The organism is Oceaniferula spumae (genome assembly GCF_042849255.1).
Lineage (GTDB): Bacteria > Verrucomicrobiota > Verrucomicrobiia > Verrucomicrobiales > Akkermansiaceae > Oceaniferula > Oceaniferula spumae.
Window position 1 is genome coordinate 3453913 of record NZ_AP026866.1, and the last position, 15297, is coordinate 3469209.

Here is a 15297-nt window from a genome sequence, read left to right on the forward strand (position 1 = left end):
ACATCCCGAGTCCTGTTGGAAAGGCTCGAAATGTGACCGAGATGTAAGCCAAGGCCTACTTCATGGAGTGCAGATATTCGATGAGATCGGCAAACTGCTGCAGTGACAGATCATCTGCGAGGTGAGGTCCCATCAGAGTGGAGTCTTGTTTTTTGATCTCTTTCACATCGGCGGCCTTCAACTTGGTGGGAATGCCGGCGATATTGTGAACGACCACAGTATCGGCAGTCTTGGAAACCAGGGTGCCCAGATGCTCGCTGCCGTCTTTCATGGTGACCTTCACCCAGGTCTCCGCGATTGTGGCCTCAGGCTTGAGGATGGCCTCTGCGATCTGCTCCTTGGTGAGGTGCGATCCGAGGTTCATCATGTTAGGGCCCTTGATGGGGTCTCCAGGGTTGACGTTGTGGCAAGCGATGCAGGCAAGTCCGGAGAGGACTTTTTTGCCCCGGGCTTTCTTCGCTTTGATTTTGTCTAGCGAGAGCATCACGTCCTCGATGGAAGTGCGGCCGACTTCTCCTTTTTTCGCTGCGGCAGCTTTATCGACGACTTCCACTTTACCGATACCTTGCAAGTTCATGCGGTGTTTGGTGGCGATACCTGCAAGCAGGTTCTTTGCCTCGGCAGGTGCCTTCTCGTAGGCTGCGCGATAGGCGGCTTCGATTTTAGAGGACTCTTCCCATTTCACCGGAACGTAGTATGGGCCACGGGTGTCAGGCTTAGTTCCCCACCACCACTGACCGTCGAATTCCTTCTCCTTGGTGTAGAGTCTGGCGAGGGCTGTAAGAATCTTGAGCTGCAGTTCGCTGTCTGTAGTGGAGTTCAGTTTGGCAATCAAACCGTCGACGGCTTTGGGATCGTGCATCAGGCGGAGTGCCCAGAGCGCGCCGTCCTGGCTGGGTCCGTCAAGTGCCTTTAGGCACGCGTCAACGGCTTGCAGTCTAACAAGCGCATGCACTGCAACGTGAGGCAGGACAATCGGGGAGTTAGGAGTAGCGTGAGGTCCTTCTTCAGCTCCAGCTTTGGCCGGTGCCGTGGCGGAGATGATAAATTTCACACTGCCTTGACCTTTTGGTGCCGTGTCTGCGATGGCGGCAGTCACTTGTAAGCGGACATATTCGAAGGGGATTTTATAGTGGATGACCGATACCGAATGGGTGCCGATACCTTGGCTGACGGCTGTGCCATCGGCACGTTTCAATGGAGCACCGGTGCATGATTTATTTTTCAATGTCTTGCCCCAGCCTTGTGTGGCGGATTTCCACTTCATGGAGGTGAGTGGCACTTTTTTGCCATTGGTGTGGATCAATGTCGGCTCACACCATGCGGCGTGGTCATTGCCATCTCCGTCGCCTCCGTTTTGAACAATGAGGTAGAGGTCCTTGATACGATTGATATCGACGTCGATGTCAACGGTGTCAGTGCCTTTGATCACTTCACTGGTGAATACCGGCGCTGCGATGGATTTGGTAGCGGCATCGCCATCGGCAACGGGTGGCTTGGCCACTGCCAGCAGAGCTTCGGCGGCATCAGCTTTGCCAATACGGCCTAACGCTACGGCAGACGCCACTTGCACGCGTGGGTTGCTGGACTTGAGTCCGGCGAGGAATGGCTCCGTGGAAAGATCCTTGGCCACAGCCAGGCGGTCAGCCATGGCACGCAGTGCTATTTCGCCCACCACTTTATCAGTAGTGAGTGACTTCAGGCCGTCAGTGGCCTTGGCGCCAAGTAACTGGGCGTAGGTGAAAATCGCGGCTGAGCGAGCCTCAGGGCTGTCGGCGGCGTGTTTGGCGATCGATAGGATGGCTTGCGCGTTCTCAGCTTTGCCGCGACGCAGGATTTCTTGTGAAACGTGAAGACGTGTGGTGGAGCTGAGTGATGTCAGGCCTTTGACCAGTGCATCGTCTGAGAGTTTGGTGAGTTCTGGAAATGGTTTGTATTTCCAGTCCTTGGGCACGACGCGCTCGACGTAACCTTTTTTAGGATTGCCCTTGTAGCCAGCACCCGCCCAGGCAGCGAGATACATGCGGCCGGATCCGTCGACATCGACGTCGGCGATCTGTGAGGACTGAATGAAGTTTTCGGGTTTCTGGGTAAATGTAGGTCCGTCCGGTGTCAGTCTGTGGATGTAGAGGTGGCTGCGTCCCCAGTCGCCCATCATAGGCACGTCGTTGTATTTTTCAGGCCAGCCTGGCTCTTGGAAGTAAATAGCGCCAGTGCCCGAGCCGCCGCCGAGGTCTTGCAGGGCGGGGATGATTTCATTGGTGAAATGCTTGAACAGGACTGGGTAGCCGTATTCTCCAGACTGGATCTGGTGGATGAATCTCACATTCCAGCCACCGCCGTCGTTGGTATTGCCGCGGGTGTAGATGTTCATGAACGGGTCAATCGCGACATCGTAGATGTTGCGTAGACCGTGGGTGTAAACTTCCATTTCAGTGCCGTCAGGGCGAACGCGGAGGATGCCGCCACCGAGCATGGTGAGCTTTTTACCATCGGTGCCAGTGGCATCGACAAAGCCAAAGTCGCCGATGGCGATGTAGATCCAGCCATCGATACCCATTCGGATGCCGTTGGTGGTGTGGTCAGCGCCACGTTCCTGGTTGGCTTTCAGGGAGGAAATGCCGGTGATCAGGTTTTTCGCAGGTCCGTCCGCTTTACCATCGTGGTCCGCATCGGTGAGCACGCTCAGATGCATGCCGGTCATCTTGCCGGTGCTTTTGGGAATTACTGTGTGCAGCACGTAGACATCGTCACCAACAGCCATCAGGCCACGGGGGTTGTCGATTTCTGCATAGACGGTGTGTTTATCCGCAGTTCCATCGTTGTTGCTGTCAGTGAGTTTGATGATGCGTCCCTTGCCAGGTCCTTTTCCAAGTGAACCAAGCATATCAACACCCACGTAAACATCGCCATTGGGAGCGGCACTGAGGCATGCAGGGGATGGGGTCAGATCAGGACCGGAATACTTGGTGATACTGAGCTCGGCAGGATTTGCCATGGTCAAGCCTGTGGCAGCGGCAAAGATTCCCGCCAGCAGCGAGCTGCGCAGAAGGGATCGGTTACAGTTTGGATGTTTCGTCATGGGTAACATTGGATGGATGAAAAAGTAGATTAGCTCGGACTTATGTCCAGAGGATGAAGCGACAGTTGTTACGCGTCAAGCCGTCCTATGCTTTCTCTTTTTCACCGTCATCATGATACAGCATCACTGTGAATGCGCACCAGTTGCCTCTACGGTCACCAGGCAGAGATCGTCTTCCATGGCTTTGTTCTGGGTGAATTGCCCCAATGCCGCGACTACGGCATGCGATAGCGAGTCGACCGGTAGGTCTCGGTACTTATGAACAGCCTTCAGCAATTGTGTGTCGCCGAACATTTCACCGGCAGCATTTTCCGCCTCGATCAGACCATCGGTGAACAACAGGAAGACGTCGTCAGCAAGCAGGGAGCGGGTATGGGCAGTGTACTCGGCACCTGGTATGAGGCCGAGTGCAGGTTGGTTTTTGACCCCTTTGAAAAGAAAGTCAGTGTCGCCGTTGCTGCGGTTCGTATAGACCGGTGATGGATGCCCGGCGGTGACATAGGTAGCTGTTTCGTCCTTGGTATCGAGCACAATGAAAAAGGCGGTGACAAAAATCGTCTGTCCGCTGCGCTCCATAATATCCAAAAAGTGCTGGTTGAGTTGTTCCATGAAAATGCCCGGGTCTGCAGCCGCCTCCACCAGCCCGGGTAACAAGGCTCGAAGAATGGCTGTTACCAGAGCCGACCGCGCACCGTGACCCATCACATCCGCGATGAACAATCCGGCCCGATGCTCGGAAATCTGAAACATGTCGAAAAAGTCGCCGCCCAAGGTGTCGGCCGGTTGATAGAGATGCCAGAAGTGTAATTTAAGATGCTCACCGGTGTGAGGTCCGGAAGGTATTTTTGGATAATCCCCCGGTAACATCGCCTCTTGGAATTCCTTCGCCATTTCCAGATCTTGGTGAATCAGGGCTGTCTTGGCCGCCACCTCACTCTCCAAGTGCCGATGGTAACGAAGCACCCGCGAGCCCATCGTGGCGAATCCGGTAGCCAGTTCCTCAATCTCGTCGCCAGTCTTGATCTCCCGCAGGCCCTCGACAACCTGATGCGCCTGTTTGCGATTGGCAGCGGATTCCTCATCTTGCCGGAGTCGGGCGCTCTCCGAGATGCTTTGAGCACCATCGCGCAATAGTTCCAAGGGCCCGGTGATGCGTGATCTAACGTAAAACAGCACAGCTGCGAGACTCAGTAATAACGCTAATGTCGATCCTAACAGGATCCACCGGAGCTGTTTTTTAATTGGCACAGTCACCTCATCCGCATCGATGGATACCACGATGTAAATTTGTGGTTGCTGGTCAGAAATATTTCCAAACTGAGTGCTGGCGGTGCCATACATGCGCTCGTTTTCTGTGGTATCGTCCGTTGTTAGGAACCAGCCGCTGCTTCCATTGTTGGACGCTTTTTTCATCACAGCGGTCGATAGCGAAACGCTGAGGGGTTTGTAGTCGGGCTGATTAATCCGCGCCAAGACCGCGCCGTTTGAATTGGTCACATCCACTTGGTCGGCCCGGCCATCGAGGGGCGGGGGGATCGCCGCGAACAAAGGAGCCACATTAAAGACGGCCTTCATCACCCCGGTGAGTTCGCCGCTGTTGTCATGGATAGGTAAGACAATGTCCAATGAGTAGACACCCGCACTGTCGTCCAGATGGAACTGGTCGAACCAGACGTCGTTTTCTTTCAGCTTGGCACCTTGTTGCCACCATAGTTCATCGCTCTGGATATAATCCGTGGTCTTCACCGTCGAGGCGATCACCCGCCCGTAACGGTCGGTGATGAAAATTTCGTTCGCCAGAGGATTGGTCACTTGAAATTCGCGCAGTTGTTGGGCGAGGGGATTCTGTAAAATCGTCTGCAATCTCTCGCTGTCACTCGTCAGTGAGACCCAACTTTTTTCTACCTCAAGCTCAGATGCTCTTCGCTGTTCATCGGTGAGCTTGGAAGCTGTCTCGTTAGTCGAAGTTAGAACTTGATCCACCACCGTGGAAACCCGTAGCAGTGATCGGAGTTGGGAGACTTCGCGGTCGACCGATAAGGAAAGGTTCCGAGCGGCAGCATCCGCCTCGGTGCGATACAGCTGTCCGCGCTCGGCTAACAGATGTCGGTAGCCGAGCTGCTGTAACACCAGCACAACTATCGCAATCGGGACTGCGGCTACCAATACCAGCGCCAAGGAAAGTTTGTATTTTAATCGCATCGAATCAACCGAACCTAGCAGTGTCTAGGATGCGTGGAAAGCTTGAAATGAAACGACTGTTTTTCCGCGGCAGACTACCAAGGGTAATCATCTGTTTTCGGGTATTGGCCGGTGCGTGATTTCTCGCGGGTGTGCCAATGGGCTCGGTCCAACGCCCAAAGCGGGCTGTATACAATACCGATGACGTATGTGGATGGATGGCCGACTCCAATCCCCCTGGGATACCAACGGTAAGATTTAATGCCGTTCGTGCCGTATGCAGCAGGACCATATGTGCCCATTGAACTGAGCAGAAAATAACTGCTGAAATAGAAAGCCACGAAGTAGCCCGCCCATCTTAGCACTGTGCCTTGTGCTGTTCGGATTTTCTTCATGGCGCACTCCGTTGATTCAGATGCTTGGCATAGCTCTTCTGAGTCAGGAACAAATACTTCTTGCGATACATCCACACCACCAGCAGGACGAACGCTACGACGCCAGCGGTGATGATTCCATATTTCTTGAGCTTCCTAATGAAAATGATCCGTTCGTATTTCTTCTCGAGTGCTTCAATGCTGGCTAGATCTGAAAATCCATACTCTCTGGTCAGTTCCAGTAGCTCTAGCCCTCCTTCAACAGTGTTAGTGTGCGCTGTAATGCGGGCGAAGCTGTATAACAGACTAGCCACCACAGGATCGGTAGGTTTGACGAAGACTAAACGTTCCTTGAGCTGATAGAAAATAGCATCGCCGATCTGGTCAATCGGCCGAGCCATGTCTCCGATGGTGACTCTGGTGTTTTCATCGATGACATCCGGCAATGCGACCACCTGTCGCCCCTGCAAATAATCAGGGTTCTTTTCGAGCTCGATTTTTGTTTCCAAAATCAATTGATGCAACCACTCGGTCCCATGATGGGCGTCAGGGTTGCGTTTGATACCCTCCTTGATCCACTTCAGGGCATTGCGGTTATCCCCGTGGAGTTCATAAGCCGTGCCGAGATTGGCCGCGAGGCTGTATCGACTAGGTGCCGGTGTTTCTTTTTCGAGTTTGGTAAGAGATTCAATAGCTTTGGCTGTCTTGCCTTCTAATAAATCCGCGACCGCTTCCAACTCGCTGTCATCTTCAATCTTGGTTTCTTTATTTTCGAGAGCATAGCGTAAAAGCACCTCGCTCGGAACTGAATCGATCGATTCCCTGAGCTCGTAAGCTGGGCCGTGACTACCTACAGAAACATGTCCACCATCTATCGTCGTGCCATCGATCCAGATGCAGGCGGGTGTCAGGGGAATCAGTAAGGCGGCGAGAAGAGATTTCATCACGGCTATTTTATATCTAGAGTGTCTGCTGGCACAATTTGAATCGGCATGGGAGTGTGCGTGGTTATGTGGAGCCGTGAATGCCGACCTATCATCGTTGAGTCGTCTTACGTTGATCCTCTAATTGGATCGTGCGAATTCCAGACTTACTTAAGGTGAGCAGTGTCTTGCGGAATATCCGATCGTTCGCTTTCGGTGTATATCTTAAGTGGATTTTTGGTTCACTCCCCCCAGCCCTGGCTGCTGCATTGTATGCATCTGAGCGTTCTTTGAGCTCGGCCTGATGGTGGAGTATCTCGGGAGCATGGGTGAAGTTGACTATGATTTTATCGGTGAGAGCAATTTCCATCGGCATGAGCTCCGCATCTGGCTCAGGTTTCCAGCGTTGAATGGTTATTCCATAGCCGCGGTTGAGTGCCACTTGGCAGCTGGCCTTTCGTGAGAGAACCAAAGAGACGTCATCGATCAGCTGGTCCTCCGAGAAGAGCCAGGCATCATATTTCCTTGGTTCACCATCTTCGAACACAGGTTTGTTCATACTGCTGCCCCAGCCTTTATTCGGTGAATAGCTGATAGAGTATGTAGATGTGGTTCTTCCGCTGAAGCTGCCATCAATGCTGAGCTTGTCTTTCTGGGAAAAGGGAAGCCAGTAACCTAAAGTGAAATCTTCGATGTTTTTAGGATCATACTCAATTCCTTCAGCAGTGTGAATGCCCGACATGAGGAAGATTGTAGCGGGTTTCAAGGTGTTAGTGGCGATCAGGAAGCCGTTATGTTTGATGGTGACCTTACCCGAATTGGGTTGTGTTACGATCATGATACGTTTTTGTGTCTTATCTCGGAGCACAGCTAACATGACTTTGCCATTGATATGAAATACACAGGTCTCAACACTCGGAAACGCTCTATGAATGGTGCGTTTGTATGAGTCGTATCCAAGGATGTCATCATGGGTGAATAGCTGCGGAGTGGCGAGAGCTGTGGCGGATAAGCTTAATGAAGTAACTGCCGCTCTTATGATGCCGGAAAGATGCATGCTAGAGATGGTATCTGAAACATTCAGTGTTGTCACATCACAATGTAGTTCTGTTCTAAAGGCCTCTGTGGACCATCTGAATAGTCAGGGGCGCACCTATCTGAGAAAGGCCAGCGCTAAGAAAACGACAAGCAAGTCCGCTACTAGAAAAACAGCTAAGATCTCTGAAAAACTGCAACTAGTCGCTCGAGATAAACGTCCAGTAACACTGTTACTGAATTAATTAACTGGATTGCGAACAGCCGTCCTAGAGGTAACGAAAATAACGCTAAGCAGATTCTTGGGAATCTGATTAAGAATGGAGTGGTTCAAGAGTTGGAAAACGGTAAGTGCGAATACCCTTCAGGCAACTTGTAGTCTCTCATTACCATACTTCTCCATAACCTGATTCGGTCGCTTCCAGAGCAATCTCAGCGCATTGGATTTTTCGGATTTCATGCTGTTGAGTGCGTTGAAGATGATCGGCAACAAGTGGTGTAGACCCAGAAGATGAACACGGCCTGTAGTGGGAGTCTGAGTAAGAGCAGCCATTCCGGCACGGGTTTGCCATTGATGATCATACCGTGTTGATAGGCGTCGATGTTCGCTGGGAATACGGCGAGTAACAGAAGGATCAATCCCCAACCGGCAAATTTGCGCAATCGCGGAATTAAAATGGCAATACCTCCCAGAATTTCAGCGGCACCACTGAGGTGAACTAACAGAAGTGGAGCTGGGAGGTAGTCTGGGACAATAGCGACATAACCGGTTGGTGATGCGAAGTGCATGATGCCAGCGGCGATGAATAACATCGCGAGTATAAACCGAAAACAGATGGTTATTTTTCCCACCATCATCAAACTTGTGCCTTATTCTGATTTTTTGACAACCTCCATTGAAGCAGCTGGATGAGTGTGGCGAAGCCCATGGGGAGATAAATATATGGTTTCGGCACGTCATGATGAAAAGCCTCGAGGATGAGCATCACCCCGATGGTGACGAGAAAGGAAAGCGCGAGGATTTTGAACGATGGGTTCTTGATGACAAACTCACCAATGGGGCCGGCTGCGAAGAGTAAGACGACGAAGGAAAGGATGACGGCGGCGGCGATGGTGTAGATGTGGTCGGTCAGGCCAAAAGCGGTGACCACTGAGTCGAGAGCAAAGACAACGTCCATAACGACGATCAGGCTGATGGCACTCAGCATGGCGGTTCTAGGTTTCGCCGGGCCCACTTTTTCTTCGCGAAGTTCAACGGTATTGTGAATTTCGCGCACAGCTTTCCAGATCAGGAAAAGCCCGCCACCTAACAGCATCAGGTCGCGGATCGACATATCGAAAACGAAGGGATGAGTGAGAGATAGGATGTAGGAAAATGCCATCACCATCAGGAGACGTGCCACCAAAGCGATGGATAGACCTATCCGGCGGGCTCTGTCGCGCAGCTCTTTGGGAAGCTTAGAAACAATGATTGTGATGACGACGATGTTGTCCACGCCCAGAACGATTTCGAGCGCGAAGAGCAGCAAGAGAGTAGCGATGAGGTCACCCATGGTTTCGCTGTGGGGTTAATGTTGGTGTTCAGAGCATGCGTGGCATTTCACCCAGATGCTGGTGCCATCGGTATAGTGTTCTTTTTTCCAAATTGGAACAGTGGATTTGATTTGGTCTATGATAGCGCGGCAGGCGTCGAAGGCGGCGTCGCGGTGGGCCGCGGAGACAGCGATGGCGATGGCGATTTCTCCGATCTGTAAATGGCCGGTGCGGTGCTGGCAACGGGCGGCTACGATATCGTGCTCGGCGCAGATTTTTTCGAGGATGCGGTTGCCCTCTTTTTCGGCCAGGGTAGGGAAGGCTTCGTATTCTAGGGATGCGACATCGCGGCCTTGATGGTGGTTGCGCACCCAGCCTTCGAACGAGGCAAAGCCGCCAGCGGCAGGATCACGCACAGCATCACAAAGCGCGCGGGGATCGATTGGGGTTTCTGTTAATTGAAACATGCCTTCTAATTCTACATTCACTATTCAAAATTCATCATTCTTCAGCCGCCTGCTACGGGTGGGATGAAGACAAGCTCTTCGCCTTCGGTGAGACGATGGTTCCAGTCGGTAAAGTCACCATTGACGGCAACCATCATGCCTTTGCGTTTGAGAGGCATCTGGTACTTGGCCCGGACTTCCTCAAAGACACCGGCGGGGGTGACGGAGTCGGTGGTGTGACTTTCGTTATCGGTACCAGAAAGTTCACGCAGTTGCGCGAAGTAGGAAAGGGTGATGGTCTTTTCTGTGGTTGTGCCATCGATGCGGGCGCGGATTTCGATGGCGTCGGCTTCGGTGTTGGTATTGGCCAATGGCCACAGACCGGGGGAGGGTAACGCTTGGCCGGTGATTTTGCCTAAGACGGATCTTGGGCAGCGTTTGCCGGATTGGATCGATTCCAAGACGAGGTCACAGGTCGCGGGTGACCAGATGGCGCAGAGTGGTTCTGGTAAACCGTCGGAGGCGCTGAGGTAGTAAGTCGCAGCGCTGTCGGCGGTATGTTGATCGACCAAATCCTGAAGATGCTTTTCTTCTAACAATGGCAAGTCACATGCCAGCACCAGCCATGTGGCGTCCGGGTCGTGCTGCTGGGCAGAGGCAATCGCACCGAGTGGGCCCACATTTCCAAAAGCATCGGCAATGACGTGGTCACCCTCACCCTCGGCGACGGAGATGAAAACTTGGTCGCAAACAGATTCTAACAGTTTGACCCCACGCTCGCGCTGACTCAGGCCATCACGGAAGACCAATTCCGATTTATCCGATCCCATGCGCGAGGATTTTCCTCCGACTAACAGAAGTCCTTTCAAGCAATTATTCATTCTGCAATTTGAAATTATTCATTCCGAAAGTCTCCCGACTTTCCTCCGGTCTTCTCCAGTAGTCTGGTCTCGCGAATCACCATTGCCTTATTCACCGCCTTGCACATGTCGTAAAGAGTCAGGGCGGCACCGCTGGCTCCGGCGAGGGCTTCCATCTCGATGCCTGTGCGGCCGGTGGTGACGCAGGTGCAGGTGATCGTGATTTCAGTGTCCGAGCTGGGTTCGATCTTAAACTTGCAGCTGTCTAACGGAAGTGGGTGGCAGAAAGGGATGAGGTCTGAGGTTTTCTTCGCCGCCATGGTGCCGGCGATGATCGCGGTGTGAAAGACGGGTCCTTTTTTACTCTGGATCTCACCGTCGGTGAGTAGAGCCATGACTTCTGGGCCGACCTCAATGATGCTTTGAGCGGTGGCACTGCGATGAGTGCGATCCTTGCCGGAGACATCGACCATGCCCGGCTGGTTGTTTTCGTTGATATGAGTAAGTTGAGACATTGGAATTAGGGAAATGGGATGGAGTGCTGCGCTCGGGCGCAGAGGCTACCATGGGTAGAAGGGGAGGGTGGTGCTGGCGGGGCTGCTGGAGGGAAGTTCGCAGATGCCTTGGGCTCCTGCAAGGGCGCTGTAGTCACCGGAGTTACGTGGTGGGCTGGGGTGGAGCTGGTTGTCGAAGACATTGCTGGCTACCAAGCCGGGAAATGGTGCATTCCAGATGGTTTCGTGGGCAAGCGGAAGCGTCTGAGGGTTCCATGTTTCACGGCGCATGTGTCTGAGAGCGGGCAGAACGTAGCGTGCGAGACATGCCATGACGGAAACCGGATTTCCGGGCAATGCGAACACGGGTGTTTTTCCAGGCCAGAAAGCAAATGGTTTTCCTGGACGCTGGGCGACTCCATGGAAACTGGGAGTGCCGACGAGTGAATCTAACACCGGAGCCACATAATCAAATTTCCCCATGGAGATCCCACCTGTTAGTAGGATGATGTCAAAGTCTTCCAGCCCTTCACTGATTGCCTTTTCGAGATCTTCCTTGGTATCTGAGACGTGAACATTGGTCACATTGCCGAGCTGCTTGGATTCGATGCTGGCTTTGATCGCTGGAGCATGGCTGCGGCGGATCTGATGAGGCCGTGGCTGTTCATCAGGCGGAATGACTTCATCGCCAGTGGTGATGAGTAAAATGTTAGGCTGCCGCACCAGTAGGATTTGAGTTTTTCCAACAGAGGCCGCGATGGCGAGTTCAGGGGCCGAGAGAATGCTTCCTCCCGACACGAGAGGGGAACCTTTTTCCTGATCACTGCCAGCAGGGTGGATGTGCTGCCCCGGGCTTGCTGGGCAAGAGGGAGATAGATGCGCGACGCCGTTTTCGAGCCGGATGTCTTCGATCTTGATGACACAATCACACCCATCGGGGAGCACAGCGCCGGTCATGACCTCGAGGCATTGGTCTTTATTTTCAAGTGTCAGGGCGGGCGAGCCAGCTGCCTGAGTGCCGGTAATGGTAAACTCCCTGCGCCCGGCTGCGAAGCTTTGATAGGAAATGGCGACCCCATCCATCATCACACGGTCATAGGGCGGGATCGGGCGGTCCGCTGAAATTGTCTCAGCAAGCACTCTGCCATACGCATGCTCAAGGCCTGTTTCCTCCCAGTCTAGCACTGGCAACTGGGAAAGAATCAGGTCTTCGGCCTCGTGGATCGAAATGAGCGGCTGCACATGATGGATCAAATCACGCTTGGCGCACTTTGTCCATCCACGCGAGTGTCTGCTTAGTTGCATGAAGCGGTTTGGATCGAGGAAGGGGTGAAATAAGCACCAGCTAGAACCGGGATCACATGATCGGAACAACGTCGGATTCTCTGATTGCGGAATTGACAGTCGATTGTGAGATTCCCTAGTGTGTAGAGCATCATGAATAATCTGCATAGATTCCTAACTCCGCTGACTGCCCTCAGCGGGATTCTGACCACTGGCGTCGCTTCTGCTTCGTTGGTTGCTTGGTATCCACTTGACTCCGATGCTCTCGATGCGAGTGGCAACGGTCATCATGGAGCGGTAGTGGGAGGTACTGTCAACTTTGGTCAGGCCGGAGCAAATGCCAACACCGTTAGTTCTGCAGCATTTCCTGATAATGGACATATCACCGTGCCGTATTCCGCTGCTTTGAACTCGTCTACTTTCACAGTGACTATGTGGGTCAATACGACATCGACGGCAGGATTTACTTCCCCTTTGACAAGTAGAGATGATGTTCCGAATCCTGGCGGAAGCACCCATGGTTACATTTTATACAATGATGTAGGTGGCAATTGGAATTTTTGGAATGGTACAGGTGCCGGTTCTGGAACTTGGGATCAACTGGTTGGAGGTGGTGTCAGCATCAACACCTGGACTCACATTGCGATGACCTATGATGGTGGCACAAGCACCAAGACGATCTGGATCAACGGTGTGAACGCTGGGTCCAAGACCGTGGGTCACAGTGTGAATGGACCGCAGACCGAGGATCTGCATATTGGCTCGGGGTCAGATGCCGGAACGAATTTTTATTTTTCAGGTAATATCGATGATGTGACGATCTGGGACGAAGCGCTCGATCAGGCGGCGATCCAAAGCATCATGATCGACAGTGTGCCTGAGCCGACAAGCACTCTACTGCTGGGTCTGGGCTTGATTTCCGTAGCCTTCCGCAGGAACCGATAGCACACGGCCGCTTGGAATTGGGGCCTGTTCAAAGTAAGCGGGATAAGAAATGGCTTATCTCTGCAAGTAGGATGGCTCAAATCACGCTTGGCGAACTTTGTCGATCCGTGCGAGTGTCTGCCCGTGCAGCCGCCACTCGACACTTTGCAGCGACCTCTCCGTGACCTCCGGATCTCGGTGACGGATCGGTGTAACTTCCGTTGTCATTACTGCATGCCGGCTGAGATTTTTGGTCCGGGCTATGCTTTTCTTCCCAAGCCCGAAATTTTGACACACGAGGAAATCGCCCGTTCGGCCAGCGCTTTCAGTTCACTAGGCGTGGAAAAACTACGCATCACCGGTGGCGAGCCCTTGCTGCGCCGTGGCCTGTCTGATCTGGTAGCCATGCTCTCTGAAATCCCGGGTCATCACGACTTGGCGATTACCACCAATGGAGTTCTGCTGGGGCGCCATGCCAATAGCCTGAAGGAGGCTGGACTGCATCGCGTCACGGTTTCTCTCGATGCTCTATCTGAAGAGGTTTTTTCCAAGATGAACGGAGTCGGTGCCAGTCCCGACAAGGTAATCGCCGGTGTCGATGCCGCGATCTCCGCTGGCCTCGGCGTGAAGATCAACTGCGTGGTGCAGAAGGGAGTGAATGAACAGGAGGTTCTGCCGTTGGCTGAGTTCGCGCGTGATCGTGGAGTCACCCTGCGCTTTATCGAGTTCATGGACACCGGCAACACCAACCGCTGGCAGCTCGACCAAGTCGTGCCATCGGCTGATTTATTGGAAAAACTGAAGTCGCGCTTTGACCTCGAGGCTAGTCAGTCACCATTACTCGGAGAGACAGCCAAGCGCTACCAACACGTTGACCAGCCCGAGGTCGAAATTGGTTTTATTTCCTCAGTCAGCCAGCCGTTTTGCCGCGACTGCAATCGCGCCCGACTTTCCGCCGACGGTCAGATTTTCACCTGTCTGTTCGCAGAAAAAGGGCACGATCTAAAAAGCCTCCTGCGAAGTGGTGCCACCGACGCGCAACTAGCCGACGAGGTGTCCAGAATCTGGCACCGCCGAAGCGATCGGTATTCAGAGATACGCGCCGAGGGTGGCGAGCGGACAAAGCCCGAGATGTCATACATCGGGGGCTAAGGCCAGAGTGCTCGAACTAAGCGGCTTCAGTATTGAACTGCTGCTTGAGCTCGCGGAACGACTCGGATACCGCGAGGCTGGAACGTGGGCGATCGGAAGGATTGCGGGTGAGTTGCCAATCGATCCACTGACCTACCCAAGCCGGGAGATCAGGGCGGAGTTCGCACAGAGGGGTGACGATGTGGTTCAGGTGAGAATACATGACCTCCACCGGTGTGCTTCCCTGGAATGGAAGGGTGCCTGTGAGTGCGTGGTAATAGACACAGCCCATGGCGTAGATGTCTGCCGCGCGAGTGGGAGGAGTTCCCTCGAAGCGCTCAGGAGCCATGAAATGCGGAGATCCGTAGGTGCTCAGTAAAATTTGATCCGTTCTCTGTGAGAGGTCGGTAAGTCGTGCTTGTTCGAAATCCAACAGCTTATACTGCGGCCTTCCGTTACCGGAATGAATGCGCATGATGTTCTCGGGTTTGAGATCACCGTGCACGATGTCATTTTCATGGGCTGCCAACAAGGCATCCTGTGATTGCTGCACCAGTTCTGCGAGATCTTCCAAGTCGAGCGATGACCGCTGAGCGACTTCATTCATGGTTTCTCCATTGAGAAGCTCCATCACCACGCAGATTTCGCCCTCGTCGCGATAGACGTCATGGATGGTGACGATGTTCGGATGGTTGAGCGAAGCCAGAACTCGGGCTTCGCGGCGCAAGGTATCTGGGAACAGAGTGGCGGTGTCGTTACTATTGTGCTTGAGGCGTTTGATCGCCACATCGCGACCTAGCTCGGTGTCTTGAGCTAGAAATACGGCACCGGTGCCGCCTTCGTTGATTTGTTGACCCAGGCTGTAACGCGTCTGCTTGACTGCCAGTTGGGTGACTTCTTGGGTGAGGTTTTCCAGCGAGTTCATGTTCTTAGGGGGAGGAGTAGGGTTGTTGTTGTTCCGCTTTAGGCTCAATAATCAGCTGTTCCTTAGCGGTGGGTAATATTTATAGAAAATATACGTTAATGGCAA

14 protein-coding genes are annotated in these 15297 nt (G+C 53.1%); 2 read left to right on the forward strand and 12 right to left on the reverse strand.

Translation table 11 applies throughout. From position 1 onward, the window contains the following. Window positions 1-55: 55 nt before the first annotated feature. The 11 genes from ACSPJT_RS14610 to ACSPJT_RS14660 all read right to left on the reverse strand — a co-directional run bounded on the left by ACSPJT_RS14610 (window position 56) and on the right by ACSPJT_RS14660 (window position 12233). Window positions 56-3082, reverse strand: coding sequence for an NPCBM/NEW2 domain-containing protein (locus ACSPJT_RS14610; RefSeq protein WP_435893294.1), 3027 nt, complete (start codon window positions 3080-3082; stop codon window positions 56-58). 123 nt (window positions 3083-3205) lie between these two features. Continuing rightward, window positions 3206-5284 carry a SpoIIE family protein phosphatase gene (locus ACSPJT_RS14615; RefSeq protein ID WP_435893295.1) on the reverse strand — a complete coding sequence of 693 codons (2079 nt, stop codon included), beginning with the start codon at window positions 5282-5284 and terminating at the stop codon, window positions 3206-3208. Between the two features lie 74 nt (window positions 5285-5358). After that, window positions 5359-5658 (reverse strand): hypothetical protein, encoded by a 300-nt coding sequence (locus tag ACSPJT_RS14620; RefSeq protein WP_435893296.1) that lies wholly within the window; start codon window positions 5656-5658, stop codon window positions 5359-5361. Next, window positions 5655-6581 carry a tetratricopeptide repeat protein gene (locus tag ACSPJT_RS14625; protein WP_435893297.1) on the reverse strand — a complete coding sequence of 309 codons (927 nt, stop codon included), beginning with the start codon at window positions 6579-6581 and terminating at the stop codon, window positions 5655-5657. Before ACSPJT_RS14625 ends, ACSPJT_RS14620 begins: the two co-directional genes overlap by 4 nt. Window positions 6582-6672: 91 nt before the next feature. Further along, complete coding sequence (locus ACSPJT_RS14630) at window positions 6673-7398, reverse strand: hypothetical protein (RefSeq protein WP_435893298.1); 726 nt, start codon at window positions 7396-7398, stop codon at window positions 6673-6675. 653 nt (window positions 7399-8051) lie between these two features. Further along, window positions 8052-8408, reverse strand: a complete 357-nt coding sequence (locus tag ACSPJT_RS14635) for a DoxX family protein (RefSeq protein WP_435893299.1) — start codon at window positions 8406-8408, stop codon at window positions 8052-8054. 44 nt (window positions 8409-8452) lie between these two features. Continuing rightward, a complete protein-coding gene (locus tag ACSPJT_RS14640) occupies window positions 8453-9148 on the reverse strand; it encodes a TerC family protein (protein ID WP_435893300.1) in 696 nt (231 codons plus the stop codon). Window positions 9149-9163: 15 nt separating this feature from the next. Beyond that, complete coding sequence (locus ACSPJT_RS14645) at window positions 9164-9595, reverse strand: molybdenum cofactor biosynthesis protein MoaE (protein WP_435893301.1); 432 nt, start codon at window positions 9593-9595, stop codon at window positions 9164-9166. 41 nt (window positions 9596-9636) lie between these two features. Then, the gene (locus ACSPJT_RS14650; RefSeq protein WP_435893302.1) at window positions 9637-10455 is read right to left on the reverse strand and encodes an NTP transferase domain-containing protein; all 819 of its coding nucleotides are present in this window, start codon (window positions 10453-10455) and stop codon (window positions 9637-9639) included. A gap of 14 nt (window positions 10456-10469) precedes the next feature. After that, window positions 10470-10949: a cyclic pyranopterin monophosphate synthase MoaC gene (gene moaC / locus ACSPJT_RS14655; protein WP_435893303.1), complete on the reverse strand. Its 480-nt coding sequence runs from the start codon at window positions 10947-10949 to the stop codon at window positions 10470-10472. A gap of 45 nt (window positions 10950-10994) precedes the next feature. After that, window positions 10995-12233, reverse strand: coding sequence for a molybdopterin molybdotransferase MoeA (locus tag ACSPJT_RS14660; RefSeq protein ID WP_435893304.1), 1239 nt, complete (start codon window positions 12231-12233; stop codon window positions 10995-10997). Window positions 12234-12365: 132 nt separating this feature from the next. On the opposite strand from ACSPJT_RS14660, the gene ACSPJT_RS14665 reads away from it, so the two are divergent. Together ACSPJT_RS14665 and moaA are read left to right on the forward strand one after the other, a co-directional pair. After that, window positions 12366-13157, forward strand: a complete 792-nt coding sequence (locus ACSPJT_RS14665; protein ID WP_435893305.1) for a LamG domain-containing protein — start codon at window positions 12366-12368, stop codon at window positions 13155-13157. Between the two features lie 123 nt (window positions 13158-13280). Next, window positions 13281-14288 (forward strand): GTP 3',8-cyclase MoaA, encoded by a 1008-nt coding sequence (gene moaA / locus ACSPJT_RS14670; RefSeq protein ID WP_435893306.1) that lies wholly within the window; start codon window positions 13281-13283, stop codon window positions 14286-14288. 16 nt (window positions 14289-14304) lie between these two features. Here the strand turns inward: moaA and ACSPJT_RS14675 are convergent, their stop codons facing one another. Next, window positions 14305-15192 (reverse strand): serine/threonine-protein kinase, encoded by an 888-nt coding sequence (locus tag ACSPJT_RS14675; protein WP_435893307.1) that lies wholly within the window; start codon window positions 15190-15192, stop codon window positions 14305-14307. Between the last annotated feature and the right edge of the window lie 105 nt (window positions 15193-15297).